General features: G+C 67.4%; 22 protein-coding genes and 1 pseudogene. 7 read left to right on the top strand and 16 right to left on the bottom strand.

Translation table 11 applies throughout. The features are described 5' to 3' along the window. Positions 1 to 6: 6 nt before the first annotated feature. The 13 genes and pseudogenes from NCCP691_RS02885 to NCCP691_RS02825 form a co-directional block, all read right to left on the bottom strand. Positions 7 to 1,563 carry a hypothetical protein gene (locus NCCP691_RS02885; RefSeq protein WP_220806736.1) on the bottom strand — a complete coding sequence of 519 codons (1,557 nt, stop codon included), beginning with the start codon at positions 1,561 to 1,563 and terminating at the stop codon, positions 7 to 9. A 76-nt stretch (positions 1,564 to 1,639) separates the two neighbouring features. Beyond that, positions 1,640 to 2,269, bottom strand: a pseudogene (locus NCCP691_RS02880) (CHAT domain-containing protein); the annotation flags it as partial. An 18-nt stretch (positions 2,270 to 2,287) separates the two neighbouring features. Beyond that, entirely contained in the window at positions 2,288 to 2,923 is a 636-nt protein-coding gene (locus NCCP691_RS02875; RefSeq protein WP_220806734.1) for a hypothetical protein, read from the bottom strand. A gap of 222 nt (positions 2,924 to 3,145) precedes the next feature. Then, positions 3,146 to 3,847 carry an ABC transporter ATP-binding protein gene (locus NCCP691_RS02870; protein WP_220806733.1) on the bottom strand — a complete coding sequence of 234 codons (702 nt, stop codon included), beginning with the start codon at positions 3,845 to 3,847 and terminating at the stop codon, positions 3,146 to 3,148. Then, complete coding sequence (locus tag NCCP691_RS02865; RefSeq protein ID WP_220806732.1) at positions 3,840 to 4,592, bottom strand: ABC transporter ATP-binding protein; 753 nt, start codon at positions 4,590 to 4,592, stop codon at positions 3,840 to 3,842. The genes NCCP691_RS02870 and NCCP691_RS02865 overlap by 8 nt, the downstream gene beginning before the upstream one ends. Continuing rightward, the gene (locus tag NCCP691_RS02860) at positions 4,589 to 5,578 is read right to left on the bottom strand and encodes a branched-chain amino acid ABC transporter permease (protein WP_238482296.1); all 990 of its coding nucleotides are present in this window, start codon (positions 5,576 to 5,578) and stop codon (positions 4,589 to 4,591) included. The genes NCCP691_RS02865 and NCCP691_RS02860 overlap by 4 nt, the downstream gene beginning before the upstream one ends. Positions 5,579 to 5,613: 35 nt before the next feature. Beyond that, entirely contained in the window at positions 5,614 to 6,480 is an 867-nt protein-coding gene (locus NCCP691_RS02855) for a branched-chain amino acid ABC transporter permease (protein WP_373870317.1), read from the bottom strand. Between the two features lie 90 nt (positions 6,481 to 6,570). Beyond that, positions 6,571 to 6,960, bottom strand: coding sequence for a 4-carboxymuconolactone decarboxylase (gene pcaC, locus NCCP691_RS02850; protein ID WP_220806729.1), 390 nt, complete (start codon positions 6,958 to 6,960; stop codon positions 6,571 to 6,573). Then, positions 6,953 to 7,747: a 3-oxoadipate enol-lactonase gene (gene pcaD, locus NCCP691_RS02845; protein WP_220806728.1), complete on the bottom strand. Its 795-nt coding sequence runs from the start codon at positions 7,745 to 7,747 to the stop codon at positions 6,953 to 6,955. The genes pcaC and pcaD overlap by 8 nt, the downstream gene beginning before the upstream one ends. Before the next feature lie 2 nt (positions 7,748 to 7,749). Then, positions 7,750 to 9,120 carry a 3-carboxy-cis,cis-muconate cycloisomerase gene (locus tag NCCP691_RS02840; protein ID WP_220806727.1) on the bottom strand — a complete coding sequence of 457 codons (1,371 nt, stop codon included), beginning with the start codon at positions 9,118 to 9,120 and terminating at the stop codon, positions 7,750 to 7,752. A gap of 3 nt (positions 9,121 to 9,123) precedes the next feature. Further along, positions 9,124 to 10,326, bottom strand: a complete 1,203-nt coding sequence (pcaF, locus tag NCCP691_RS02835; RefSeq protein ID WP_220806726.1) for a 3-oxoadipyl-CoA thiolase — start codon at positions 10,324 to 10,326, stop codon at positions 9,124 to 9,126. Further along, entirely contained in the window at positions 10,323 to 10,985 is a 663-nt protein-coding gene (locus NCCP691_RS02830) for a CoA transferase subunit B (protein WP_220806725.1), read from the bottom strand. Before NCCP691_RS02830 ends, pcaF begins: the two co-directional genes overlap by 4 nt. After that, positions 10,982 to 11,653 carry a 3-oxoacid CoA-transferase subunit A gene (locus NCCP691_RS02825; protein WP_220806724.1) on the bottom strand — a complete coding sequence of 224 codons (672 nt, stop codon included), beginning with the start codon at positions 11,651 to 11,653 and terminating at the stop codon, positions 10,982 to 10,984. The genes NCCP691_RS02830 and NCCP691_RS02825 overlap by 4 nt, the downstream gene beginning before the upstream one ends. A gap of 157 nt (positions 11,654 to 11,810) precedes the next feature. Here NCCP691_RS02825 and NCCP691_RS02820 point away from each other — a divergent pair, with 157 nt between their 5' ends. Continuing rightward, positions 11,811 to 12,638, top strand: coding sequence for an IclR family transcriptional regulator domain-containing protein (locus NCCP691_RS02820; protein ID WP_220806723.1), 828 nt, complete (start codon positions 11,811 to 11,813; stop codon positions 12,636 to 12,638). On the opposite strand, the gene NCCP691_RS02815 is transcribed toward NCCP691_RS02820, so the two are convergent. After that, complete coding sequence (locus NCCP691_RS02815; protein WP_220806722.1) at positions 12,639 to 13,565, bottom strand: LysR substrate-binding domain-containing protein; 927 nt, start codon at positions 13,563 to 13,565, stop codon at positions 12,639 to 12,641. Between the two features lie 93 nt (positions 13,566 to 13,658). Between NCCP691_RS02815 and pcaH the strand changes: the two genes are divergently transcribed. From pcaH to purT, 6 genes are all read left to right on the top strand, one after another. Next, on the top strand, positions 13,659 to 14,390 hold the full coding sequence (gene pcaH / locus NCCP691_RS02810; protein ID WP_220806721.1) for a protocatechuate 3,4-dioxygenase subunit beta: 732 nt from the start codon (positions 13,659 to 13,661) through the stop codon (positions 14,388 to 14,390). After that, positions 14,390 to 15,016 carry a protocatechuate 3,4-dioxygenase subunit alpha gene (gene pcaG, locus NCCP691_RS02805; protein WP_220806720.1) on the top strand — a complete coding sequence of 209 codons (627 nt, stop codon included), beginning with the start codon at positions 14,390 to 14,392 and terminating at the stop codon, positions 15,014 to 15,016. Before pcaH ends, pcaG begins: the two co-directional genes overlap by 1 nt. A 192-nt stretch (positions 15,017 to 15,208) precedes the next feature. Further along, positions 15,209 to 16,816 (top strand): methyl-accepting chemotaxis protein, encoded by a 1,608-nt coding sequence (locus NCCP691_RS02800; RefSeq protein WP_220806719.1) that lies wholly within the window; start codon positions 15,209 to 15,211, stop codon positions 16,814 to 16,816. Positions 16,817 to 16,956: 140 nt separating this feature from the next. Beyond that, positions 16,957 to 17,721, top strand: a complete 765-nt coding sequence (locus tag NCCP691_RS02795; RefSeq protein WP_220806718.1) for a hypothetical protein — start codon at positions 16,957 to 16,959, stop codon at positions 17,719 to 17,721. Positions 17,722 to 17,832: 111 nt separating this feature from the next. Beyond that, positions 17,833 to 20,814, top strand: a complete 2,982-nt coding sequence (locus NCCP691_RS02790; protein WP_220806717.1) for a putative bifunctional diguanylate cyclase/phosphodiesterase — start codon at positions 17,833 to 17,835, stop codon at positions 20,812 to 20,814. 67 nt (positions 20,815 to 20,881) lie between these two features. Beyond that, positions 20,882 to 22,102: a formate-dependent phosphoribosylglycinamide formyltransferase gene (gene purT / locus NCCP691_RS02785; protein WP_220806716.1), complete on the top strand. Its 1,221-nt coding sequence runs from the start codon at positions 20,882 to 20,884 to the stop codon at positions 22,100 to 22,102. 9 nt (positions 22,103 to 22,111) lie between these two features. Here purT and NCCP691_RS02780 read toward each other — a convergent pair whose 3' ends face one another. Together NCCP691_RS02780 and ku are read right to left on the bottom strand one after the other, a co-directional pair. Then, on the bottom strand, positions 22,112 to 22,924 hold the full coding sequence (locus NCCP691_RS02780; protein WP_220806715.1) for a tetratricopeptide repeat protein: 813 nt from the start codon (positions 22,922 to 22,924) through the stop codon (positions 22,112 to 22,114). 2 nt (positions 22,925 to 22,926) lie between these two features. Then, positions 22,927 to 23,817 (bottom strand): non-homologous end joining protein Ku, encoded by an 891-nt coding sequence (gene ku / locus NCCP691_RS02775; RefSeq protein ID WP_220806714.1) that lies wholly within the window; start codon positions 23,815 to 23,817, stop codon positions 22,927 to 22,929. Between the last annotated feature and the right edge of the window lie 195 nt (positions 23,818 to 24,012).

Genomic DNA, 24,012 nt, shown 5'->3' with positions numbered 1-24,012 from the left:
CCTCGTTCAGCGGCCCGACCCCGATCCCGGCAAAGCATGCGTGCGCAGTAATGCGAACAGGCCCCGGCCCGTGCTCCGCGCCGTCCTTGTCCCCACGGCCGGCACGCGATGGCGGAATCGCCACGGCACGTTGTAGCCGACGACCACGCCGACCGCCAGCGCCATGCCGGCATCGAACGGCAGGCGCGAGACCGACCAGGCCTGATCGAATACGAGGAACTGAAGCGAGCGCACGATGACGGTGGTGGCGCCGGCGGCGATCGTGAGCACCAGCGCATCGAGCGAGCGCCGCGCGCGCAGCAGTCCGGTATGCGACCAGCGGCTGTCCTGCACCAGCCACGCAGTTGTCGCGGCGGTGCTGAACGGGCTGAGCAGCCAGAAGACGGGCGCCGAGTTCAGCCTCTCCATCGCGTTGGGAATCAGCAGAATCCGCAGCATGACGGCGAGCGCCACCGCCGCCACGCCGGCGCCGAGCACGAAGGCCCAGGGCGTATTCCCGTACAGGTCTTCGTTGGCGAAGCCGGCCATGCGCTTGGGCACGATCGCGACCGCGACCGCGATCGTCTGGGTCGCCGCCAGCACCAGGATCCACAGCGCGCCTTCGGGGCGATGCAGGGGCGTGCTGCCGTAAAGCAGGGCCGCCACGGCAAATGCGAAGAAATAGAACAAGCCGATCCAGAAAAGCGTTGCCGACAGCGAGGGCGCCAGGGGGGCGGTGCGGAAACCCATGCGCGACAGGCGGCGCTGGCGCCGGGCGTCGGTCAGCGAGCACGACAGCACGCCGCGCGCAATGAAGAGCGAGAGATTGTCGACGAAGAATTCAATATCTTCCCGCAGGTCGGAGATCAGCTCCGTCACGATCAGCCGCTTGTCGTCGGCGCGAGGGCCGCCGCCGTCGGCATCCGCTTCCTCGACCCAGAGATCGGCGAGCTTCTCCACCGTCGCCATCACCCGCACCACCTGGCAGGAGAGCTGGTCGAAGCGCTGCCGAAGGCTGTCGAAATCCTGGCGCGCCCTGCCGTTCATGAAGCGCCTGAACCCCGGATCCGCATCATGCTTTTCCCAGTCCTTCACGAGGAAGAAGCACATCGCGGCGTGCAGCCAGAGCTTGCGCACCGGCTCCGCCGCCGGCAGCCAGTCGTCGTCCGCATCGTAGCCGCGCAGCAGCAGGATGGCGCGCGCTTCCTGCTGCAATGCGTTCGACGGCCGGAATCGCTCGGGACCCAGCATCGCCGCCAGGCGCCGGGCTTCGTCCGGGGCCCCCGCGACGCGCTGGAAGCTCTCCCTGAGCCTGGCATCGACGACCGAGGCCGCCGGCAGACGCCAGCAGATCAGCGCCAGCGCCAGCGACAGATAGGCGGGCGCGGGAAGCGACAGCTTCAGGCACAGCGAGTACAGCACGAAGTACAGCAGCACGGATACGGATACATAGCCGCAGATGCCGATCCCGTACCCGAGCGCGGTCGTGTCCTCCCTGATCGACGACGGCAGGTCGTAGCGGCGCGAAGCGAACAGTACGACGACGAGCACGGCCAGTGCGAGTTCATCTGGAATGGCGGACATGACGGCTCCCTGTGACGGCTTGCTGTGACGGCTCCCCTTGGCGGCTCCCCCTGGCGGCTCCCCTGCCGGGGCGGGGCTACTGGCGGAGTTCGACGGTCCGCGACAGCAGCGCTTTCAGCTTGTTTCTCGCGTTCTGCCCGGCCTGCTGCGGCGCGTTGAGCGCGGAGCGGGACGTGGCGACCCCGGGCTGCGGCTTCAGGCCCGAGAACAGCGGTCCGCCGCCGGCGCGCGTGTAGAGCACCGGTATGCCCCACTCGAGCGGGCATTCGCTATAGATGCGCTTGCGCGCCGTGGTCAGCGCAGCCTCCAGCGGCTGGTTGTCCACCAGCGAACGGTAGAACGCTTCGCCGAACTGGATCGCCGCCTCGTCGCTGATCGGGAACTGCATGGCGACGACCGCCGGCACGCCAGCATGGATCAGTGCCGTGGCGGGGCTGCGCACGCGCCCGTTGCGGCCGGCGCAGGCGCCCTCGCAACTGTTGAGCACGACAAGCTGCGGCATGCCGTGATGGTAGCTTTCGAGGTGATGGCAGAGCTCGCGCGCGGACACCTTTTCGGCGCCGCCGCTTTCATGCGCGAAAACCAGAAAGCCCTCCTGTTCGCTGTCGCCCTGATCCTCCGTCCATTCGGGCACGCCGCCATGGCCGATGAAGTGAAACACATGCCAGGGCTCCTTCGCCCGCTCCACCATCCTGCGCAACTGCCTGAGCGTGCCTCTCGGCGCCTAGGAAAACTTGATGCGGCGTTCCCGCGCCAGGTTCTTCATCGCCTGTTCGATGCGGTTGCGCTCGCCTTCCGCATCGAGCAGCGGCCATTCGCCGCCGGGATTGGCGATGATCCCCAGCACGTTGAGCGGACCGTCGACATCGATGACGCCGCTCGGCCTGTCGACCACGAGGAAACGCACGATGGGTGAGCCATAGCTCAGGCCGAGCCACTGGTGACGCGCGGCGTCGTAGAGATACTCCCATGGCAGCTGGGCGAGTTCGGGCGCCTCGATCCCGAGCACCAGGCGCAGGCCCTTCACTCGGGGATGCTGGGAGCTGGCGATGAGGAGGCTGGCCTGAAACAGCGCGGAGAAGGGGCTGGACGGCCCGAGCAGACCGTCGAAGATCGCGTGCCCGAATTCCTCGAGGTGGCGCTCGGCGCTGCTCGGCACGCCCCGGATGTGCTTCGTCCCGCGCAGCATGCTGTTCTCCAGTCGCAGCCTGACGTTGGCCGCGCTCCCCGTGCTGCCGATGATGGCCGGCAGCGGGGCGATGGCGGAACTGCCGGCAGGCGAACAGGCGCGGGCGCGGTAAGTGCCGGCGTCCTCCCAGATGGTGATCTCGAAATCCAGGTACTTGTCATCGGCGGACATGGCGGCACTCGCGCGGGGAATGAAGAGGCGGCAGCCGGCGGCGCGTTGCGGGCAACGCCGTTCCGGGTGCATGATCCTCGAATGAGCTGAAGGATAGTCCAGCCATCCTGCCGGCGAGGGGAGTAGTAAACGCGTACTCTTGACCGTGCTCAAAATACGCGAGGAAGGCCGTTTCGGTTATCGGCGAGCAAGGAACCGGCGCGGCCGGGCGGCGCGCACCGCTCAGGCGACCGCGACCAGCCTGCGAAGGGCGTCGTCATCCGCAAGCAGCGAGGCGCTGTCGGACTCATGCACTATCCTGCCGCGATCGAGCACCATCGCGCGGCGCGTCAGCGACAGGGCAAGCCGCGCATGCTGTTCGACGACGATGACCGACAGGCCGCGATCCTCCACCAGTGAGCGGATGGCACGCGTCAGCTCCTGCACGATCACCGGCGCCAGTCCTTCCATCGGTTCATCGAGCAGCAGCAGCGAGGGATTGACCATCAGCGCGCGCGCGATCGCGAGCATCTGCTGTTCGCCGCCCGACAACTGGTTGCCCATGTTGCCGCGGCGCTCCTGCAGGCGCGGGAACAGGCGGTACACCTTGTCCACGGTCCATTCGCCGGGGCGCGCGACCGCGGTCAGGTGTTCTTCCACCGACAGCGAGGGGAAGATGAAGCGTTCCTGCGGCACCCAGCCCAGCCCGCTCTGCGCACGCTGATGCGTGGGCATGCGGCTGATGTCCCGCCCGCGCCAGAGGATGCTGCCCGCATGGCGCCGGGTAAGGCCCATCAGCGTGATGAGCAGGCTGGTCTTGCCCACGCCGTTGCGGCCGAGCACCGCCAGGCTGTCGCCTTCCTGCATGCGGAAGGAAATCTGCTCCAGCACCACCGAATTGCCGTAGCCGGCCGAAACATTGTCGAATGCCAGCAGTTCAGCCATGCTCGGCCTCCCCCAGATAGACTTCCTTCACGCGCGGATCGGCGGCGATCCCGGCCGGCGTGCCTTCTGTCAGCACCTTGCCGCCGACCAGCACGGTGATGCGCTCGGCGAAACGGAACACCAGGTTCATGTCATGCTCGATGAAGAGCACGGTGACGTCGCGCGGCAGTCGCGCGATCGCATCGAACAGCTCGGCGCTCTCGGCGGTGGGGATGCCCGCGGCAGGCTCGTCGAGCAACAATACCTTCGGCCGCGTCGCCAGCGCCAGCGCGATCTCCACCAGGCGCTGCTTGCCGTAAGGCAGATTCGAGGTCAGTGTGTCGGCGTCGCGCTCCAGGTTGAGGCGGCCGAGCAGCGCTACCGCTTCGTCGACCACGTCGCTCCGGCTGGCCGCGGTGCGGTGCCAGACGCGGTGCATGCCTTCACGCTCGAAGATCGCCAGCGCGACGGATTCCAGCACGGTCAGTCCGGCGAACAGCGTATTGATCTGAAAGGTGCGGGTCATGCCGCGCTTGACGCGCTGATGCTGCGGCAGCGCGGTGATGTCTTCGTCGCCGAAGAACACCCGCCCCTCGCTCGGCGCGAGATAGCCGGTCAGCAGGTTGATGAAGGTGGTCTTGCCGGCGCCGTTGGGACCGATCAGCGCATGGCGCGCGCCGGGTTCGAATCGCAGGCTGATGTCGCTGTTGGCGACGAAGGGACCCCAGCGCTTGCCCAGGCCCTCGGTCCGAAGCAGGGTGTTCATCGCGCGCCCTCCTTCCTGCCCCGGCGCAGCGGCGCGACCAGGCGCTCGAGGCCGCCGAGGATGCCGCCGCGTCCGAACAGCACGATCACGATCAGCAGCAGACCGATCCAGAACTGCCAGTAGACCGGGTCGAGGCCGGCGATGTAATCCTGCGCCAGCATGAACACCAGCGCGCCGACCAGCGCGCCGTACAGCCGGCCGGTGCCGCCGAGCACGAGGATGATCAGCAGCTCCGCCGAGCGCGAGAAGCTCAATGATTCCAGCCCGACGAACTGCGTGGTCTGCGCCAGCAGGCCGCCGGCGATGCCGGCGATGGCCGCGCTGACGGTAAAGATCGCGGTCAGCCGCCGGTTGACGCTGGCGCCGATCGCGGGCATGCGGCGCGCGCCTTCGCGGATGCCGACCAGGCTCAGGCCGAACGGCGAGCTGACCAGCCGGCGGGCGAAGACGAAGATGAGAAACAGCACCGCCAGGCTATACAGATAGCCGGTCTTGCCGTACAGGTCGAATTCGAACACGCCGAACAGCTTGCCCATGTTCATGCCGGACAGGCCGTCGACGCCGCCGGTGATGAAGGCCGCCTTGTTGGCCGCCTCGAACAGCATCAGGCCGAGGCCCAGCGTCACCATCAGCCGGGTCAGGTCGTGGCCGCGCACGACCAGGAAACTCGCGAGGAAACCGAGCACGCCCGCGACAAGACCCGCCGCCAGCAGGCCGGACAGCGGCTCGCCCCAGCCATGCACCGACAGCAGGCCGGCGGTATAGGCGCCGGCGCCGAAAAAGGCCGCATGACCGAGCGAGACCATGCCGGCATAGCCGAGAATCAGGTCGAGCGAGAGCGCGAACAGGCCGACGATCATCACCTGGCTGCCGAGCACGAGGTAACCGGGAAAGAGGAAGAAGGCCGCGACCGGCGCCAGCCAGAATACCAGTTCGGCGATCGTCCAGCGGTCATCCGGCAGCCGGAAGGCGCGCGCCGGCGGCATGTGCACGGACGCGTCGCTCCGCAGAATCTGTTCGCTCATGCGCGCCTCCCGAGCAGCCCGGACGGGAACAGCAGGAGCAGCACCACCATCATCGCGTAGATGACGAAAGCGCCGACCTCCGGCACGTAGTATTTGCCGGCCACGTCGAACACGCCGAGTATCAGCGCGGCGAACAGCGGGCCGCGTATCGTGCCGGCGCCGCCGACGGCGACCACCAGCAGGAAATACACCATGTACTTGATCGGGAAGGTGGGATCAAGGCCGAGCACGTCGATGCCGAGGCCGCCGCCCAGCCCGGCCAGTCCGGAACCGAGCGCGAAGGTCAGGCTGAAGATGCGGTTGACGTTGATGCCGAGGCCTGCGGACGCCGCCTGGTTGTCGACCGAGGCTCGGATGCGGGCGCCGAAGCGAGTGCGTTCCAGCAGCCAGGCGAGCAGCACGGTAATCACCACAACCACGCCGATCATGAACAGCCGGTAGGCGCCGACATCCAGTCCGAACAGCGACACCTGGCCGCGCAGGAAGTCGGGCAGCGGCACCGGTTGCTGCTGCGGCCCGTACAGCCAGGTCGCGGCGGCGATGGCGATGAAGGTCAGGCCGATCGAAAACAGGACCTGGTCGAGATGCGGCGCCTTGTACAGACGCCGGTAGAGCGTGCGCTCCAGGATCAGCCCGACGACCGCGCTGGCGATGAAGGCCAGCGGCAGCGTCAGCAGGAAAGGCAGGCCGGCCCGCGTCATCAGCGTGACGCAGACATAACCGCCGAGCATGGCGAATGCGCCGTGCGCGAGGTTGATGAAGTTCATCAGTCCCATCGTCACCGACAGGCCGACGCTGATCAGGAACAGCAGGCTGCCGTAGGCGATGCCGTCGAACAGGACGCCGATCATCGCGGCCTCCATGGCATAGGGTGCGGGTGGTGATGCATGTGGTCTCCTTGCATGTTGTCGTCGGGGCGTCTTCGCGCCCTCGCGCAGGTGGCTGCGCCGCTCTTACTTCACTTCCTCATCCATCTGCCGGAACACTTCCTGCGCGAGGTGAAAGGCGGAATTGGCGGCCGGCACGCCGCAATAGATCGCCGCCTGCAGCAGGACTTCCTTGATCTCGTCGCGGCTGACGCCGTTGCTGGCGGCCGCGCGCAGATGCAGCTTCAGTTCCTGCTCGCGGTTGAGCGCCACCATCGCCATGATGGTCAGCAGGCTGCGGGTATGTCGCGGCAGTCCCGGCCGGGTCCAGATCTCTCCCCACGCGTAGCGCGTGATCAGGTCCTGGAACTCGCCGTTGAATGGCGACAGCGCGGCCTGCGTGCGGTCGACATGCGCGTCGCCGAGCACGGCGCGCCGCACTTCCATGCCCCTGGCGTGGCGTTCGCGCTCATCCATGGCGGTCCTCCTGCAGCAGGAAGCCCGTCAGTGCATCCGTGAACCGCGCCGGCTGTTCCCAGTTCGACAGGTGGGCGGCATCCAGCTCGAGATACCGCGCCCCCGGAATCTGCTGCGACAGCCACTTGCCATCCTTGGCCGGCGTGGCGAGGTCGTGCGTGCCGGCGATCACGAGCGTCGGGACGCCGATGCGCGCGACCGCATCGCGCTGGTCCATGTCGCGCACCGCCGCGCAGTTGGCGACATAGCCTTCACGGTCGGTCCCGAGCAGCATCGCGCGTACCTGGTCCACCTTCTCCGGCGCGCGCGCCGCGAAGCCGCCGGTGAACCAGCGCTCGATCACCGCAAGCACGATGGCTTCCATGCCTTCGCCACGGACCTTTTCTATGCGCGCGTTCCAGTTGGAGGCGGGTCCGATCTGCGCCGCCGTGTTGCACAGGACGAGACGATCGAGGCGCTGCTGCTGATGGACCCCCATCCAGATGCCGGTCATGCCGCCCATCGACAGTCCGCAGAAATGCGCGCGCCGGACGCCGAGCGCATCCATCAGCGCCAGCACATCGCCGCCGAGCCGATCGATGGTGTACGGTCCGGCCGGCACCGAGGAGCCGCCATGCCCGCGCGTGTCGTAGCGCAGCACGCGGAAATGCCTGAGCAGCTCCGGCATCTGCGGCGCCCACATCTGCAGCGTGGTGCCGAGCGAATTCGACAGGATCAGCCAGGGTGCGTCCTCGCGTCCCTCGACCAGGTAGTTCAGCCGCAGTCCGGCCTGTTCAAGCACTGGCATGTCTACTCCCGTAAAGTGCGTGGCGGCTGCGCGGCCAGCACGCGGTCAATGAATGCGCCGGACTGGCCGAGGTAGCCGGTTGGCTCCAGCAGACTGTCTATCTGTTGTGGGGAAAGCTGCGCGGCGACCGCGCTGTCCTCGCGCAGGACTTCGCGCAGCGGACGTCCGGACTGCACCGCGCGGCGGCAGGCGGCCTCCACCAGCTCATGCGCCTGCAGCCGGCCGAGCCGGGCGCCGAGGGCGAGCGCGACCGCCTCGGCCATGATCAGGCCACCAGTGGTGTCGAGATTGGCGCGCATGCGCTGCGGATTCACCGTCAGCCCCTCGGCCATCGTCGTCGCCTGCCGCAGCGCGCCCGCCGCCAGCAGCACGATGTCGGGCAGGCTGTCCCATTCCGCCTGCCAGCCGCCGAGCGCACGCTCATGTTCCTGCACCATCGCGGACAGCATGGTGGATACCAGCGCGGGCACGCGGGCGGCGGCGGCCAGCACCGCCGCGCAGCCCACCGGATTCTGCTTGTGCGGCATGGTCGAGGATCCGCCCTTGCCTTCGGCCGCTGGTTCGGCCGCTTCACCGACCTCGGTCTGCGTCAGCAGCGCGATGTCGCGCGCCATCTTGCCGAGCGAGCCGGTCAGCATGCCGAGCACGGCAGCGGCTTCGGCCAGACTGTCGCGCTGTCCGTGCCATGGCATGGCCGGCAGGCCGAGGCCGAGTTCATCCGCCAGCGCCTGCGCCACCGCCAGCCCCTTGCCGCCGAGGCTGGCCAGCGTGCCGGCGGCGCCGCCGAACTGCAGCACCAGCAGGCGCGGCCGCAGCGCGGCAAGCCGCTCCCGGTGCCGCTGCACGCCGTCCAGCCAGCCGGCGGCCTTGAGGCCGAAGCTGACGGGCAAGGCATGCTGCATCCAGGTGCGGCCGGCCATCACCGTGTCGCGGTGACGGGACGCCAGCGCGGCGAGGGCCGACGACAGCGACGCCAGGTCGGTATCGATCAGGTCGAGCGCATCGCGCATCTGCAGCACCAGCCCGGTGTCGATCGCATCCTGGCTGGTCGCGCCCCAGTGCACGAAACGCGCGGCCTCCGGGTCGGTCGCCGCGACGACGGCGGTCAGCTGCCTGACGAGGGGAATGGCGAGATTGCCGGCAAGCGCTGCGGCCTGCGCCAGCTGCTCGGTATCGATGTGCGCCGCGTCGCAGGCGGCGGCGATGGGCGCCGCGCAGGCGGAAGGAATGACCCCGGTGCGTGCCTGCGCCCGCGCCAGCGCCGCTTCGAAATCCAGCATGCGCTGGACGCAGGCCCGTGCGGAGAAGGTCTCGCGCATCGCCGGCGTCGAGAACAGGGCGCCGGTGAGACCGGCAAGCGGCAGGGCCTGCATGATTCAGACGCGCTCGATGACCATGGCGATGCCCTGGCCGACACCGATGCACATCGTGCACAGCGCGTAGCGGCCGCCCGTCCGGTGCAGCTGATACATCGCGGTGGTGACGAGGCGCGCGCCGCTCATGCCGAGCGGATGGCCGAGGGCGATCGCGCCGCCATTGGGATTGACGCGGGGATCGTCGTCGCGCAGGCCGAGCAGGCGCATCACCGCCAGCCCCTGCGCGGCGAAGGCTTCGTTCAGCTCGATCACATCCATCTGGTCTATCGTCATGCCGAGCTGCTGCAGCAGCTTCTGCGTCGCCGGCGCCGGGCCGATGCCCATGACACGGGGCGGCACGCCGGCGGTGGCCATGCCGACCACCCGCGCGCGCGGCGTCAGTCCGAAGCGTTGCGCCGCATCCTCGTCGGCCAGCAGCAGCGCGCAGGCGCCGTCGTTCACGCCGGACGCATTGCCGGCGGTGACCGTGCCGTCGGGCCTGACCACGCCCTTGAGCTTCGCCAGCGCTTCCAGGCTGGTGGCGCGGGGATGTTCGTCATGCTCGACCAGCAGCGCATCGCCCTTCTTCTGCGGGATGGTGACCGGCACGATTTCCTGCGCCAGGATGCCGTTCTTCTGCGCCTGCGATGCCTTGGCCTGGCTGGCGAGCGCGAAACGGTCCTGGTCTTCGCGGTTGACCTGATAATCGGTGGCCACGTTCTCCGCGGTCTCGGGCATCGAATCGACGCCGTACTCCGCCTTCATCTTCGCATTGACGAAGCGCCAGCCGATGGTGGTGTCGTAGATCGCCGCGCTGCGCGAGAAGGCGCTGTCCGCCTTGCCCATGACGAAGGGCGCACGGGTCATGGATTCCACGCCGCCGGCGATCATCAGGCCGGCCTCGCCCGACTTGATCGCGCGCGCGGCCGTGCCGACCGCATCCATGCCCGAGCCGCACAGCCGGTTGATGGTGGCGCCGCCGATATCCTGCGGCAGTCCGGCCAGCAGCAGCGCCATGCGCGCCACATTGCGGTTGTCTTCGCCGGCCTGGTTGGCGCAGCCGTAGATCACGTCCTGCACCGCGGTCCAGTCGACGCCGGGATTGCGCTCGATCAGCGCGCGCAGCGGAATCGCGCCGAGATCGTCCGCCCTCACGTCCTTGAGCGCGCCGCCGTAGCGGCCGATGGGGGTGCGAATCGCGTCGCAGATGAATGCCTGTTTCATGCTGTCTCCTGGTCTGAGGGCGGCTGCAGTCGCAGCGGCACGCCGGTTATCTTCTGCAATTCCTCGAAGGACAGGCCTTCGACCATTTCGCGCACCACCAGCCCGCCGTCCGTGACATCGATCACCGCGAGATCGGTGTAGATGCGGCTGACGCAGCCGACGCCGGTGAGCGGATAGCTGCATTGTGCAACGATCTTGCTTTCGCCGCTCCTGGCCTGGTGTTCCATCATGACGAACACCTGCCTGGCGCCGATGGCGAGATCCATCGCGCCGCCGACCGCGGGGATCGCATCGGGGGCGCCGGTGTGCCAGTTGGCGAGGTCGCCCTTTTCCGATACCTGGAAGGCGCCGAGCACGCAGATGTCGAGATGGCCGCCGCGCATCATGGCGAAGGAGTCGGCATGGTGGAAATAGGCGCCGCCCGGCAGCAGGGTCACCGGCTGCTTGCCCGCGTTGATCAGGTCCGGGTCTTCCTCGCCCTGCGCCGGCGCCGGCCCCATGCCGAGCACGCCGTTCTCGGAATGCAGCAGGATCTCGCGGTCGGCCGGCAGGAAGTTGGCGACCAGCGTCGGCAGCCCGATGCCGAGATTGACGATGGCGCCGTCGGGAATGTCCCGGGCCAGGCGCGCGGCCATGTCGTTGCGTGTCATGCGCTTCATTGCGGACCTCCTTCGCGCACCACGCGCTGCACGAAAATCCCGGGAGTCACGATGGCTTCCGGATCGAGTTCCCCGAGCGCCACCACTTCATCGACCTGCGCGATCGTGCAGCGCGCGGCCATGGCCATGATGGGGCCGAAGTTGCGCGCGGTCTTGCGGTACACCAGGTTGCCCCAGCGGTCGGCGCGCAATGCCTTGATCAGCGCGAAATCGGCGTGGATCGGGTACTCGAGCACATAGTGCCGGCCGTCGATCAGGCGGGTTTCCTTGCCCTCGGCCAGCATGGTGCCGTAGCCGGTCGGCGTGAAGAAGCCGCCGATGCCGGCGCCGGCCGCGCGGATGCGCTCGGCCAGGTTGCCCTGCGGCGTGAGTTCGAGCTCGATTTCGCCCGCGCGGTAGAGCGCGTCGAAGTGCCAGGAGTCGGTCTGGCGCGGAAACGAGCAGATGATCTTGCGCACCCGCTTTGCCTTGAGCAGCGCCGCCAGGCCGGTGTCGCCGTTGCCGGCATTGTTGTTGACGATGGTGAGGTCGCGCGCGCCCTGGTCGATCAGGGCGTCGATCAGCTGCACCGGCATGCCGGCATTGCCGAAGCCGCCGATCATCACCGTCGCGCCATCGCGCACGTCGGCCAGCGCCGACGCGTAAGACTCGCAGATCTTGTTAATCACGTGGAAGGTCCCGCTGCGATTGCTCCGTGTTGTTCGATAATCGAACAACTGTTTGATAAATGAACGAATCGAGTGTATTTATTCTGGCAATTCAGCGTCAAGGCGGGCCGGCGGATTCAGTGCGGCTACCGAACAGGAATTCAAGGGAAGACTTTCGATGGACGACAGCAGGAACGGCAAGCCGCGCGTGCAGGGTGCCGGCCCGAGCATCGCGGAGGAAATCGATGCGCTCACGGATCCCAACTTCATGACCTCGCTGGCGCGCGGACTGGCGGTGATCCGCGCCTTCAGCGACCAGCGCCGCAGCCTGACCATCGCCCAGATCAGCCATCGCACCGGCATTCCGCGCGCGGCGGTGCGCCGCTGCCTGCATACCCTGCGGCAGCTCGGCTACGCCGACGCCGACGGCAACAACTTCTCGCTCAAGCCCAAGGTGCTCACGCTCGGCTATTCCTATCTGTCGTCGACGCCGCTGACCGTGTCCGCGCTGCCTTTCCTCAACCAGATCAGCCGCACGCTCAACGAATCCTGCTCGCTGGCAATGCTGGAAGAGAATGAAGTGCTGTACGTCGCGCGTTCGGCGACCTCGCGGGTGATGTCGGTCTCGCTCAATACCGGCAGCCGCCTGCCCGCCTATTGCACGTCGAACGGCCGCAACCTGCTGGCGCACCTGCCGCCGGAAGCCCTCGACGCCTACTTCGCGCGGGTGGAACTCAAGGCCATGACCGATCGCACGGTGGTGTCTGAAGCGAGGCTGCGCGAAATCCTCGCCGAGGTGCGGCAGGACGGCTACGCGCTGGTGGAGGAAGAACTGGAAGTCGGCCTGCGCTCGATCGCGGTGCCGGTGCGCGGCGCCTCCGGCAAGGTGGTGGCGGCGCTGAACGTGGGCGCGCAGGCGGCGCGCGTCAACAGCCGGCAGATGCGGGAAGACTTCCTGCCGGTGCTGCGCAAGGGCGCGCAGGAGCTGGCGGTGCTGCTGCCCTGATCAGCGCCGGCGGCCCGCCTCGTCGCGCAGCGCGTTGATCAGCGCGGCGGCGGCAATGCCGGGCGTCGACTCGGCCTGGCGCAGCAGGCCGACCGGCTCTTCCATGCCCGTCGTCGGCAGTACCAGCAGCGCGAGCACGCCGTCCCGCACGTCGTCATGCACGGTGCCGGCGGGCGTGAACCAGATGCTGTCGCCGTGCCGGGCGAGCTGCCGCGACAGCGAGACCGACAATGTCTCCACCCGCCCTTCCGGCAGCGCCAGTCCCCGCGAGCGGAACATGCTCTCCGTATGATGGCGCGGCACCGTGCCGCTGGCCGAGATGACGATGGGATAGGCGGCGGCCTCGTCCAGGCTGATCGGCCGCCCGGCGAGCGGATGCCCGGGGCGCACCGCCAGCACCACGGGCTCGACATGCAGCAGCTCGAAGCTCAGCCCGAGCATGCTTTCCGGCTCGGCCATGCGCGCCACCGCGAGATCGATCTCCCCGGCCCGCAGCATCGCGATCAGCGCACCGTTGGTGCCGGTCCTCACCTCAACCCGGGTGCGCGGGTACCGCTCGCGAAAGACCTGCAGCGCCGCCGGCAGCATGGCCGGCGCCACGGTGGGCAGCGCGCCGACCCGCAGCACTGCGGGCGGTGCATCCGGCGCCGCCGCGACCGACGCCTGCGCCGCGTGCAGCGCGGCCATGACCGCCGACGCATGCGCCAGGAAGCGCTTGCCTTCCGGCGTGAGGCTGGAGCCGGCGCGGCCCCGGGCGAGCAATTGCTGGCCGACGATCTCTTCCAGCTCGTTGAGCGTCTTGGAGACCGCCGGCTGAGTCAGTCTCAGACGCGCCGCGGCCTTGCCGAGATGCCCGGTTTCGGCGACGCAGACGAAGCAATCCAGATGACGCAGCCGCACCCGGCTCTTGAACAAGTCTTTTTCCATAACGGCAGGTTATCAATCCCGCGCCAACAATTCAATTTACATGAGCAATCTTCACGCATAGAGTCAGCGGGATTCCCAGGAATGGAGACGCGCATGACAGAACAGGATCACGAGTACCTGCCCCGCAACCCGGCGGTCCACCCGCCGGCCTTCGCCCCCGATTACAAGACCTCGGTGCTGCGTTCGCCGAAGAACGCCCTGATCTCCCTGCAGCAAAGCCTGTCCGAAGTCACGGGGCCGGTTTTCGACCGCGCCATGCTCGGTCCGAAGGACAACGACCTGATCCTCAACTATGCGAAGGACGGCCTGCCCGTCGGCGAGCGCATCGTGGTGCACGGCTTCGTGCGCGACGAGTTCGGCCGCCCGGTGCCGGATGCGCTGGTCGAAGTCTGGCAGGCCAACGCGGGCGGACGCTACCGCCACAAGAAGGATCAGTACATCGCGCCGATCGATCCGAACTTCGGCGGCTGCGGCCGCATGATGACCGATGCCAGCGGCTACTACTTCTTCCGCACCATCAAGCCCGGCCCCTACCCCTGGCGCAACCGCATCAACGACTGGCGCCCCTCGCACATCCATTTCTCGATCGCGGGAAGCGGCTGGGCGCAGCGTCTGATCACGCAGATGTATTTCGAGGGCGATCCGCTGATCGCGCACGACCCGATCCTGCGTTCCATCCGCGACGACGAAGCGGTACGCGGCCTGATCGCGCCGCTCGACCGGGCGCACGGCATACCGCTGGACAGCCTCGCCTACCGCTTCGACATCGTGCTGCGCGGCGCGCGCGCGACGCTCTTCGAAAACCGCCTGCAGGGAGGAAGTTAATGCTCAATCAGCTCAACACGCTCAGGGAAACCGCGTCGCAGACCGCCGGGCCGTACGTGCACATCGGCCTGGCGCCGCATGCGGCGGGCTTCGACATCTTCGAGAAAAATTTCAGCAACGTGCTGGCCGGACCGCAGACCCGGGGCGAACGCATCGTCATCGAAGGCCGCGTGATCGACGGCTCCGGAACGCCGCTGCGCGACGTGCTGGTCGAGATCTGGCAGGCCAATGCCGACGGCCGCTACAACCACCCGGCCGACCGCCAGCCCAAGCCGCTCGATTCCGCCTTCCAGGGCTGGGGCCGCGCCTGCTCCGATTTCGAGACCGGCCTGTACCGCTTCGAAACCGTGAAGCCCGGGCCGGTGGAAGGCCGCGGCGGCCGCGTCATGGCGCCGCATGTCAACTTCTGGATCGTCGCCCGCGGCATCAACATCGGCCTCAATACCCGCATGTACTTCAGCGATGAAGCCGCCGCCAATGCCGCCGACCCCGTGCTCAATCTGATCGAGTGGGAAGTGCGGCGCAAGACGCTGATCGCCGAGCGCAGCGAGCGCGACGGCGCGGTCGTCTACCGCTTCGACATCCGCATCCAGGGCGAGGCGGAGACGGTTTTCTTCGACGTCTGATATCCGCCCCCGCGCCGGCCGCCCCGCCGGCGCACTCATTCCTTCCCTCTCCAGGAAAGCCACGCAGCCATCCCCGGCCACCCGAGAAAAATTGACTTTAATCAATCTTTCTTTACGGGAATACTCATTACACTGCGGTCTCGCCGGAATCGACCGGCGGGAACAGCCACGTCAAGCGACAGGAAAGGAAACATGGTGCGCGCCGCAAACAAGAAGATCTGGGTCCAGTTGCTGACAACCATCGGCGTCGCGCTGCTTGTCGTCTGGTCCGGCGTCATCGCCTGGCAGGGACACGTGTACAGGGAGGCCGCCATCGAGCAGGCCAGCGATTTCTCGCTCAGCATGCACGACGCGACCATGGCCGGCCTGACCGGCATGATGGTGACCGGCACCGTGCAGCAGCGCGATGTCTTTCTCGACCAGGTCAAGCAGCTCGGCACCATCCGCGACCTGCGGGTGCTGCGGGGCGAAGCCGTCAGCAAGCTGTTCGGACCCGGCGCATCCAAGGACGCCACGCCCGACGAGCTGGAAAAGCAGGTGCTGGCCAGCGGCAAGGAAGTGGTCCGCGTGGAGCGCGACGCCAGCGGCGAATACCTGCGCACCGTACGCCCCGCGCTGGCGCTGCGCAATTCGCTTGGCAAGGATTGCATCGCCTGCCACCAGGTTCCGGAGAACACCGTGCTGGGCGTCGTCAGCATGAAGCTCTCGCTCGACAAGGTCAACGCCGGGGTCGCCGACCAGCGGATGAAATCCATCCTGGCCGCGATCGTCACCTGCATTCCGGTGCTGCTGCTGATCTATCCCTTCATCCGGCGGGTGGTGACGCGTCCGCTCGAGGGCGCCGTCCAGGTGGCGCTCGGCATTGCCGGCGGCGACCTGACGCAGAAGATCGCGGTGGACTCCGGCAATGAAATCGGCCGGCTGCAGCAGGCGCTGGCCGACATGAACGCCAGCCTGGTGCGCATCGTATCCAGGGTGCGCGAAGGCACCGACACCATCTTCACCGCCTCCGGCGAGATCGCCCAGGGCAATGCCGATCTGTCCTCCCGCACCGAACTGCAGGCCGGCTCGCTGGACAAGACGGCCTCCTCGATGGAAGAACTGACCTCCACCGTGCGTCAGAACGCGGACAACGCGCGCCAGGCGAACCAGCTCGCGATGTCCGCGTCCGAAGTCGCGCGCAAGGGCGGCGATATGGTGGCGCAGGTCGTGGCCACGATGGACGGCATCAACGCCTCCTCGAAGAAAATCGCCGACATCATCGGCGTCATCGACAGCATCGCGTTCCAGACCAACATCCTCGCGCTCAATGCGGCGGTGGAAGCGGCGCGTGCGGGCGAGCAGGGCCGCGGCTTCGCGGTGGTGGCGGCGGAAGTCCGCAGCCTGGCCCAGCGCTCGGCGACCGCCGCCCGGGAGATCAGCACGCTGATCGGCGACTCGGTCGGCAAGGTCGAAAGCGGAACCCGGCTGGTGCATCAGACCGGCGCGACGATGACGGAGATCGTCGGCAGCATCCGCCATGTGACCGACATCATGGGAGAAATCGCCGCCGCCAGCGATGAGCAGACGGCCGGCATCGAGCAGGTCAACGAGGCCGTCGGCGAAATGGACAGCGTGACGCAGCAGAACGCCGCCCTCGTCGAGCAGGCCGCCGCCGCAGCCGCCTCCCTGCAGGAGCAGGCCGAACATCTCGAGCAGATCGTCAGCGTGTTCCGCCTCGACGCCGCCGGCTCGCCTCAGTCACAAATGACCGCCCTGCCGGAGCCTTCGTCGGATGACGGTATCAAAAAGGAACTATGAAACAAATCTAAACAAAGGTCGCGTCAGCAATTTCTCTTCTGCAATACTTGGTTTTCCGGCGAGCATTGCCGCCGGTTAAGCGCCCCACGTTCGGAAAATAAGCCGATCCGGGCTCGACCAGCTTCCAGATGAGGAAAGACATGCTGCAACTCAAAGCCCTGCTCGACGCCGACCTTGACGCCGCCAGCCGAACCGGCGAACAAGCGCTCAACGACGAACGCCTGCCCTTTACCCTCCGCGTCGCCGGCACCCAGGACGATCTGTGGAAAGCCGTGCAGATCCGGCACTCGGCCTATGCGCGCCACCTGCCGGACTTCGCCGCCACCCTGGCCCGCCCGGAGCCCACCGATTTCGAGGACGGCGTCGCCGTGCTGCTCGCCGAATCCAAGATGGACGGCGCGCCGCTCGGTACCATGCGCATCGAAACCAACCGCTACCGGCCGCTCGCGCTGGAGCGCTCGCTGGAACTGCCCGACTGGCTTCAGGGCAGGCCGCTGGCGGAGGCCGTGCGCCTGGGCGTGACCGAAGAACGCATCGGCCGGGTGGTCAAGACCGCGCTGTTCAAGGCTTACTTCCTCTACTGCGCCGCGCAGGGCGTGGACTGGATGGTGATCGCCGGCCGTTCGCCGATCGACCGCCAGTACGAACGGCTGATGTTCAGGGATGTCTATCCCGGCCAGGGCTTCATCCCCCTGCGTCATGCCGCCGGTATGCCGCACCGCGTGATGGCGATGCAGGTGTCGCAGGCGGAACCGATGTGGCGCGAGGCACGGCATCCCCTGTACGATTATGTTTTCCGCACCCGCCACGAAGACATCAGCATCGCCGCCACCCGCCAGGCCACGCTCGCCGAGCCCGCATGGGCGAGCGGCAGGACCGCCAGCACCATGTCGCGCCATCAGTAGTAATACTGGACACTGCGTAGTTTGCAACAGGGCCGCAAGGCCCTTCCGTCGCTGGCGTTTAGGGTTTAAGGTACGGAATTCCAAACGGTAATATCTTCCGGAGTAAAGAGCATGCACAATTCCACAACATCCTCCCGCGGCTGGGCCGGGCGCGTGCAGGATAGGCTGGATGCATGGCTCTATCTCTTTTCCACCTATGGCCTGCCGGCGCTGATCGGCATCCTCTCCATCATCGCGCTGACGGTCTGGCACGGCCAGTATGAAAGCGGCCGGCCCGAGCAGCTGACCTTCCGCTATGTGCATGACGAGGCGGCGCGCCTGACCGCGGCCGAGGCGATGGCGGCACTCGGCGAGCACAGCGTTCAACACCTCGACACCAATCGCTCCGAAGCGCCTTTCTGGTTCGGCTTCGCGGTGCCGGCGGCACCCCACGGCAGCTCGTCGGTTGTCGAATTCCCGTCACGCCACGCCCTTGCCGTGCGCTGCTGGGACGAGAACCTGCTCCCCGCCGGCGGCGCCGACCGCGACGGCGCCTATGGCGAGATGAGCCTCGTCAAGGCGGGTTTCGCCCTCAAGGTCGGGCCCACCAGCCTGGATGCCTGGTACCTGTGCCAGGCAAACTTCGTCGGCCCGGCACGGCTGACCGTCAACAGCTGGGAACCGGCCGCGCTGCAGGCATCCACCGACAATTTCCATCGCAAGTCCGGCCTGCTCGACGGCGGCATGATCATCCTCGCGCTGTTCATGCTGGTGACGGCGCTGATCGTGCGCCAGAGCCGCTACCTGCTGTTCGCCGCCTGGCTGCTGGTCAGCCTGCGCGTGGGCGCGCTGTCGGCGGGATGGGACATGCAATGGCTGGGTCAGACCGTGCCCCACGAGTGGCTGCTGCGCAGCCGCCTGCTCACCGTCGCCACCTACTGCGTGCTGACCATCACGCTGTTCGCCGCGATGTTCAGGGACGACCTTATCAGGGCGGGCATGGGCACCGTGCTGCGGGCGCTGCAATGGACCTGCTTCCCCTTGCTGCTGCTGTCGGCCACGCTCTCGTACAAGACCTTCCTGCCCTTCCTGTGGGTGGCCACCGGCGTCAACGTGGTCATCGTCGTCGGCATGCTGCTGCGCCTGCTGGTGCACGCGCGCTCCGTCGTCGCCGTGCTGTACAGCGCCTCCCTCACCATCACCGTGCTGGCGAGCCTGTCGGAGGTGCTCTCCGCCGCCTTCGGCCTGCGCGAACTCACCGGCGCCTTCAACCATGTGACGGCCGCCCTCGGCGCCGCCCTGCTGGCCTCGCTCGCGATGGCCGAGCAGATGCGCCAGGAACATGAACACCGTGTCCAGGCGCAGGCCGAGCTGGAACACACCTACGAGGCGATGCCGATCGGCCTCTTCACCCTGGACATGAGCGGGCAGTTCATGAGCGCCAACCCCGCCCTGCACGAAAAGCTCGGCCCGGATGTGCTGGAGCCGGGCCGCAACGCCTGGGGCCAGTACCTCGACGGCGACAGCTTCAGCCGCCTGCTCAATGCGGTGCACCAAGACAGCGAAGCCGAGATCGAGGTCGAAAGCCTCACCCCGGGACCGGACGGCCAGCACAAGCGTTTCCTGGTGCGCGCCACGCTCGCGCGCAACAAGATCGAGGGCTCGCTGCAGGACATCACCGACAAGTACAAGGCCTTGCAGGAGCTGCAATTCCTCGCCAACAACGATCCGCTGACCAAGGTCTACAACCGGCGCGGCGTCGAAGCCATGCTGGATGCGGCGCTCAGACAGCTCGCCGACGGCAAGCCGGTCGCCCTGGCCTATCTCGACCTCGACCGCTTCAAGCTGATCAACGGCCTGTACGGCCACGCCGCCGGCGACGAGGTGCTCAAGCAGATCTGCGGTCGCGTCACCAACATGCTGACCGGCTCGCAGCAGATCGGCCGCGTCGGCGGCGACGAATTCCTGATCGTTTTTCCCGACACGCCGATCGAACTCGCCGCCTGGACCTGCCGCGGCATCATCGCCAGCATCGGCAACGTGCCCTACAAGCTGGGCGACAAGGCCTTCCAGGTCAGGGCTTCCATCGGCCTGATCGAAATCGGCGGCGACATGTCGGTCAAGGACATGATCGCCACCGCCGACCGGGCCTGCCGCGCCGCGAAGAAGGGCAATGTGCAGGGACTGGTGGTGTACGACAAGTCGGCATCGGTTTTCCACGACCACGAGGCGGAATTCCACATCGTCGAGCGGCTGTCCGCGCCCGCCGGCCCGCAGGGCCTGTATCTCGACATGCAGCCGATCATGTCGCTCAAGGCGCCGCTCGGCTCGCTCAATTTCGAAGTCCTGCTGCGCATGCGCGACGAGGACGGCAGCATCATCCCGGCCGGCCGCGTGGTCGGCGCCGCCGAGAACAGCGGACGCACCAGCGTCATCGACCGCTGGGTGCTGACCACCACGCTGGAATGGATAGACGCCAACTTCGCCCGCCTGCGGCGCACCGAGTTCGTCTGCATGAACCTGAGCGGCGCGTCGCTCAACGACGAACGCTTCGTGCAGGACACCATCCGCCTGCTGGAAGCCAACCCGCGCGCGGCCGGCCGTCTCTGCGTCGAAATCACCGAAAGCGTGGCCCTGCACGACCGCGGCAACACGCGCCGCTTCATCGACAAGGTGCGCAGCTACGGCGTGCGTGTGGCGCTGGACGACTTCGGCGCCGGCTATACCTCGTTCGCCTATCTGAAGGAATTGCCGGCCGACGTGCTCAAGATCGACGGCAGCTTCGTGGTCAACATGAATTCCCACCCGGCCAACGTCGCCATCGTCGAAGCCATCGTCAGCCTCGCCCGCAGCCTCGGCATGCAGACCATCGCCGAGTGGGCCGAGGATGCGGCGACGGTGGAGACGCTGGCCGAGATCGGCGTCGACCATGTGCAGGGCTTCGCGATCGCCCGGCCGCAGCAACCGGAAAAGATCCTGACCTCGCCCTCGGCCGCCGCCTTCATCCAGGACGAGCACCTGGCGCGCTTCGTGCGCACTCTGGGCGACCCGGTCTATGCCGCCGCGCAGATCGACCTGATCGCCATGGGCGGCGGCAACAAGGACCTGCACTGAGCGGCCGGCGCGTGCCCGCCGCGTTTTTGCTATCGTAGCGCCTCGTCCACATTCTCGAAGCGCGCACATGAAGACTCCCGCCCGCCTGGCCCGGCTAGGCACCCCGCTTTCTCCCTCCGCCGTCAAGGTCATGCTGCTGGGCAGCGGCGAACTCGGCAAGGAAGTCATCATCGCGCTGCAGCGCCTCGGCGTCGAGGTCATCGCGGTGGACCGCTATCCCGACGCGCCCGGACACCAGGTGGCGCATCGCTGCCATGTGATCGACATGACCGATCCGCAGGCGCTGACCGCGCTGATCGAGGCCGAAGCGCCTCACCTCGTCGTGCCCGAAATCGAGGCGATCGCCACCCCCGCGCTGATGGCGCTGGAAGAACGCGGCGCGGTCACCGTCATTCCCACCGCCCGCGCGGCCTGGCTGACGATGAACCGCGAAGGCATCCGCCGGCTGGCGGCGGAAGAACTCGGCCTGCCCACCTCGCCCTACCGTTTCGCCGACAGCCTCGAACAGCTTCGCCAGGCCTGCGCCGAGGTGGGTTTCCCCTGCGTGATCAAACCGGTGATGTCCTCCTCGGGCAAGGGCCAGTCGAAGATCGACGGACCGGACGAGATCGAGCAGGCCTGGCTTCATGCGGCCAGCGGCGGTCGCGTCGACGCCGGTCGGGTGATCGTGGAAGGCTTCATCGACTTCGATTATGAAATCACCCAGCTCACCGTGCGCGCGCTCGACGCGCAGGGCCAGCCCGTCACCCATTTCTGCGAACCCATCGGCCACCTGCAGGTCAGCGGAGACTATGTCGAGTCCTGGCAGCCGCATCCGATGTCGGCCGCCGCGCTGGAGAGATCGCGCGCGATCGCCAGGCAGGTCACCGACGAGCTCGGCGGCCGCGGCATCTTCGGCGTCGAGCTGTTCGTCAGGGGCGACATGGTCTGGTTCTCGGAAGTCAGCCCGCGCCCGCACGACACCGGCATGGTCACCATGGCGAGCCAGCGCCAGAGCGAGTTCGAGCTGCATGCGAAGGCCATCCTCGGACTGCCGGTGGATGCATCGCTGCAGTCGCCGGCGGCCTCGGCCGTCATCTACGGGCGCCATGAAGCGCGTGCGATCGCGTTCGAGGGCGTGGCCGATGCGCTGGCGGTGCCCGGCGCCGATATCCGCCTGTTCGGCAAGCCGGAATCCTTCGCGCGCCGCCGCATGGGTGTCGCCCTCGCCACCGCGGAGGATGTGGAAACGGCCCGGTCGCGGGCGCGGGAAGCGGCCTCGCGCGTTCGCCCGGTGACGACCGCCTAGGGCGGCGCGTCAGCGCTGCAGGCGCCGGTAGGCGTTGTAGTGCCGGATGGCGCGCGCGGACTGGCCGGCCGTCTCGTAGAGGCGCGCCAGGTTGTAGTGCGCGTCCGCCATGCCCGGATCGATGCGCAGCGCTTCGGAATACGCCTGCAGCGCCTCCTCGCGGCGGCCGATGTCCTCGCAGGCGATGCCAAGGTTGAACTGCAGCAGCGCGTTGCGCGGGCAGTTCACCACCGCCTCCTGCAGCACCGCGTAGGCTTCGATGTACTGCGCGCCGTCGATCAGCAGGCAGCCGAGATTGACCCAGGCATCCGCATGCAGCCGGTCCATCTCGATCGCGCGCCGGTAGCATTCGATCGCTTCCAGCGGATCGCTGCCGTCGAGCAGCAGGCCGGCGTTGTACCACTCGTCGGCGGAACGGGTGCCGGCGGTGGCCGGGTGCGGCTCGCGCTGCGGCAGCTCGGCGAGCCGGGCTTCACCGCCCGTGGCGAAGTCGATCACCAGCTGCCCCTCGGCGTTGCGCAGCCGGCCGTCTTCCCTCACCACCAGCTCGCGGCCGGCGGCCGACACCCGGGTGCCGACCACCGAGGCGTCGGGCAGCTCGCGCTGCAGCTGGCGCAAAAAGCGCGAGGTCTTGCGCGGCGGGATGCCGAGCGAGAACAGGTCCTGCGCCATGCGCAGCATGACCACGTCCTGGAAGGAAAAACGATACTCGTGACGGCGGCCGCGCTCGGGTCGCACGAAACCCTCGCGCACCAGTTCCGATACCACGCGTCGGCGTATGCCGTACTTGCTTTCGACGTCGGCGATGGTAAAGCTGCGCATGCTTATTTCTTGCTCCGGGATTTTCTTGCGGGGGCGGGCGCGGGCGCCGGGGCGGGCGCCGCTTTCCTGGCGCTCTTGCGCGCCTTCGCCGGCGCTTCGCGACCGGCACCGGGCGCCGCCGCCAGGCTGGCGCGCAGCGCCTCCATCAGGTCGATCACATTGCCCGATGCACGCTCCGGCTCGGCGCTGAGGGTAATTTCCTGGCCCGCGATCTTTTGCTCGATCGCGGCTTCGATGCGCTTCTTCACCTCGTCCTCGAAGGCGGCAGGGTCATAGGCATCCTGCGCGATCTGCTCTATGAGCATCACCGCCAGGTCCAGTTCCGATTTCTTGACCTCGGTCCGGGGCAGGTTGAGCATCGCGGTCGAGCGCACCTCATCGCCGTAAAGCAGCACCTGCATCACGATGCCGCCGTCCCGCGCCGGCCGCAGCTGCACCGCATGCGACTTGCCATGCCACGCCCAGCGCGCGACGGCGCAGCGACCGGTCTGCCTCATGCCTTCCAGCAGCAGGTTGTAGGGCCGGTCGCCGCGCTTGTCCGGCGCCAGGTAATAAGCCTTTTCGAAATAGATGGGATCGACCGAGCCGGCCGGAACGAAACCGACGATGTCGACCAGGTGGCTGCCCTGCTCCTCCAGCGTCTTGAGCTCATCCGGGTCGAAGGTCACATACTGCTCCGGCGCGAACTGATAGCCCTTGACCATCTCCGCGCGTTCGACCAGCACGTTCTCGCGGATGCAGACATATTGCTGGCGCAGGCGGGAGCCGCAGCCGCGATGAATGAGATTGAAGCGGATGCCGTTCCCGGACTCGGTCGCGGAGAAGACCTTGACGGGAATGGAAACCAGGCCGAACGACAGCGTCAGGTCGGCCAGCGAGCGCGCAGAAGCCATGTGATGCCCCCCTTCTTTTCTTTTTTTATGCCGTCAGGATATGTCCGAACGACAAGCCGAGATTGCCTGAAGCACAAGCCGCTGCTTTGCGAACAGTCAACCCGTGCAGGGAACCGGAGGGTACCCGACTGGGGGACAAGCGATTTTCGTCAAGGAAAAATCGCAACTTTTGAGGAACGATACGTTCTATGGAAG

It is taken from the genome of Noviherbaspirillum aridicola, assembly GCF_019656455.1.
GTDB lineage: Bacteria > Pseudomonadota > Gammaproteobacteria > Burkholderiales > Burkholderiaceae_D > Noviherbaspirillum > Noviherbaspirillum aridicola.
Note: the sequence above shows the minus strand (reverse complement) of the source record. Positions and strands in the feature narration are given on the sequence as shown.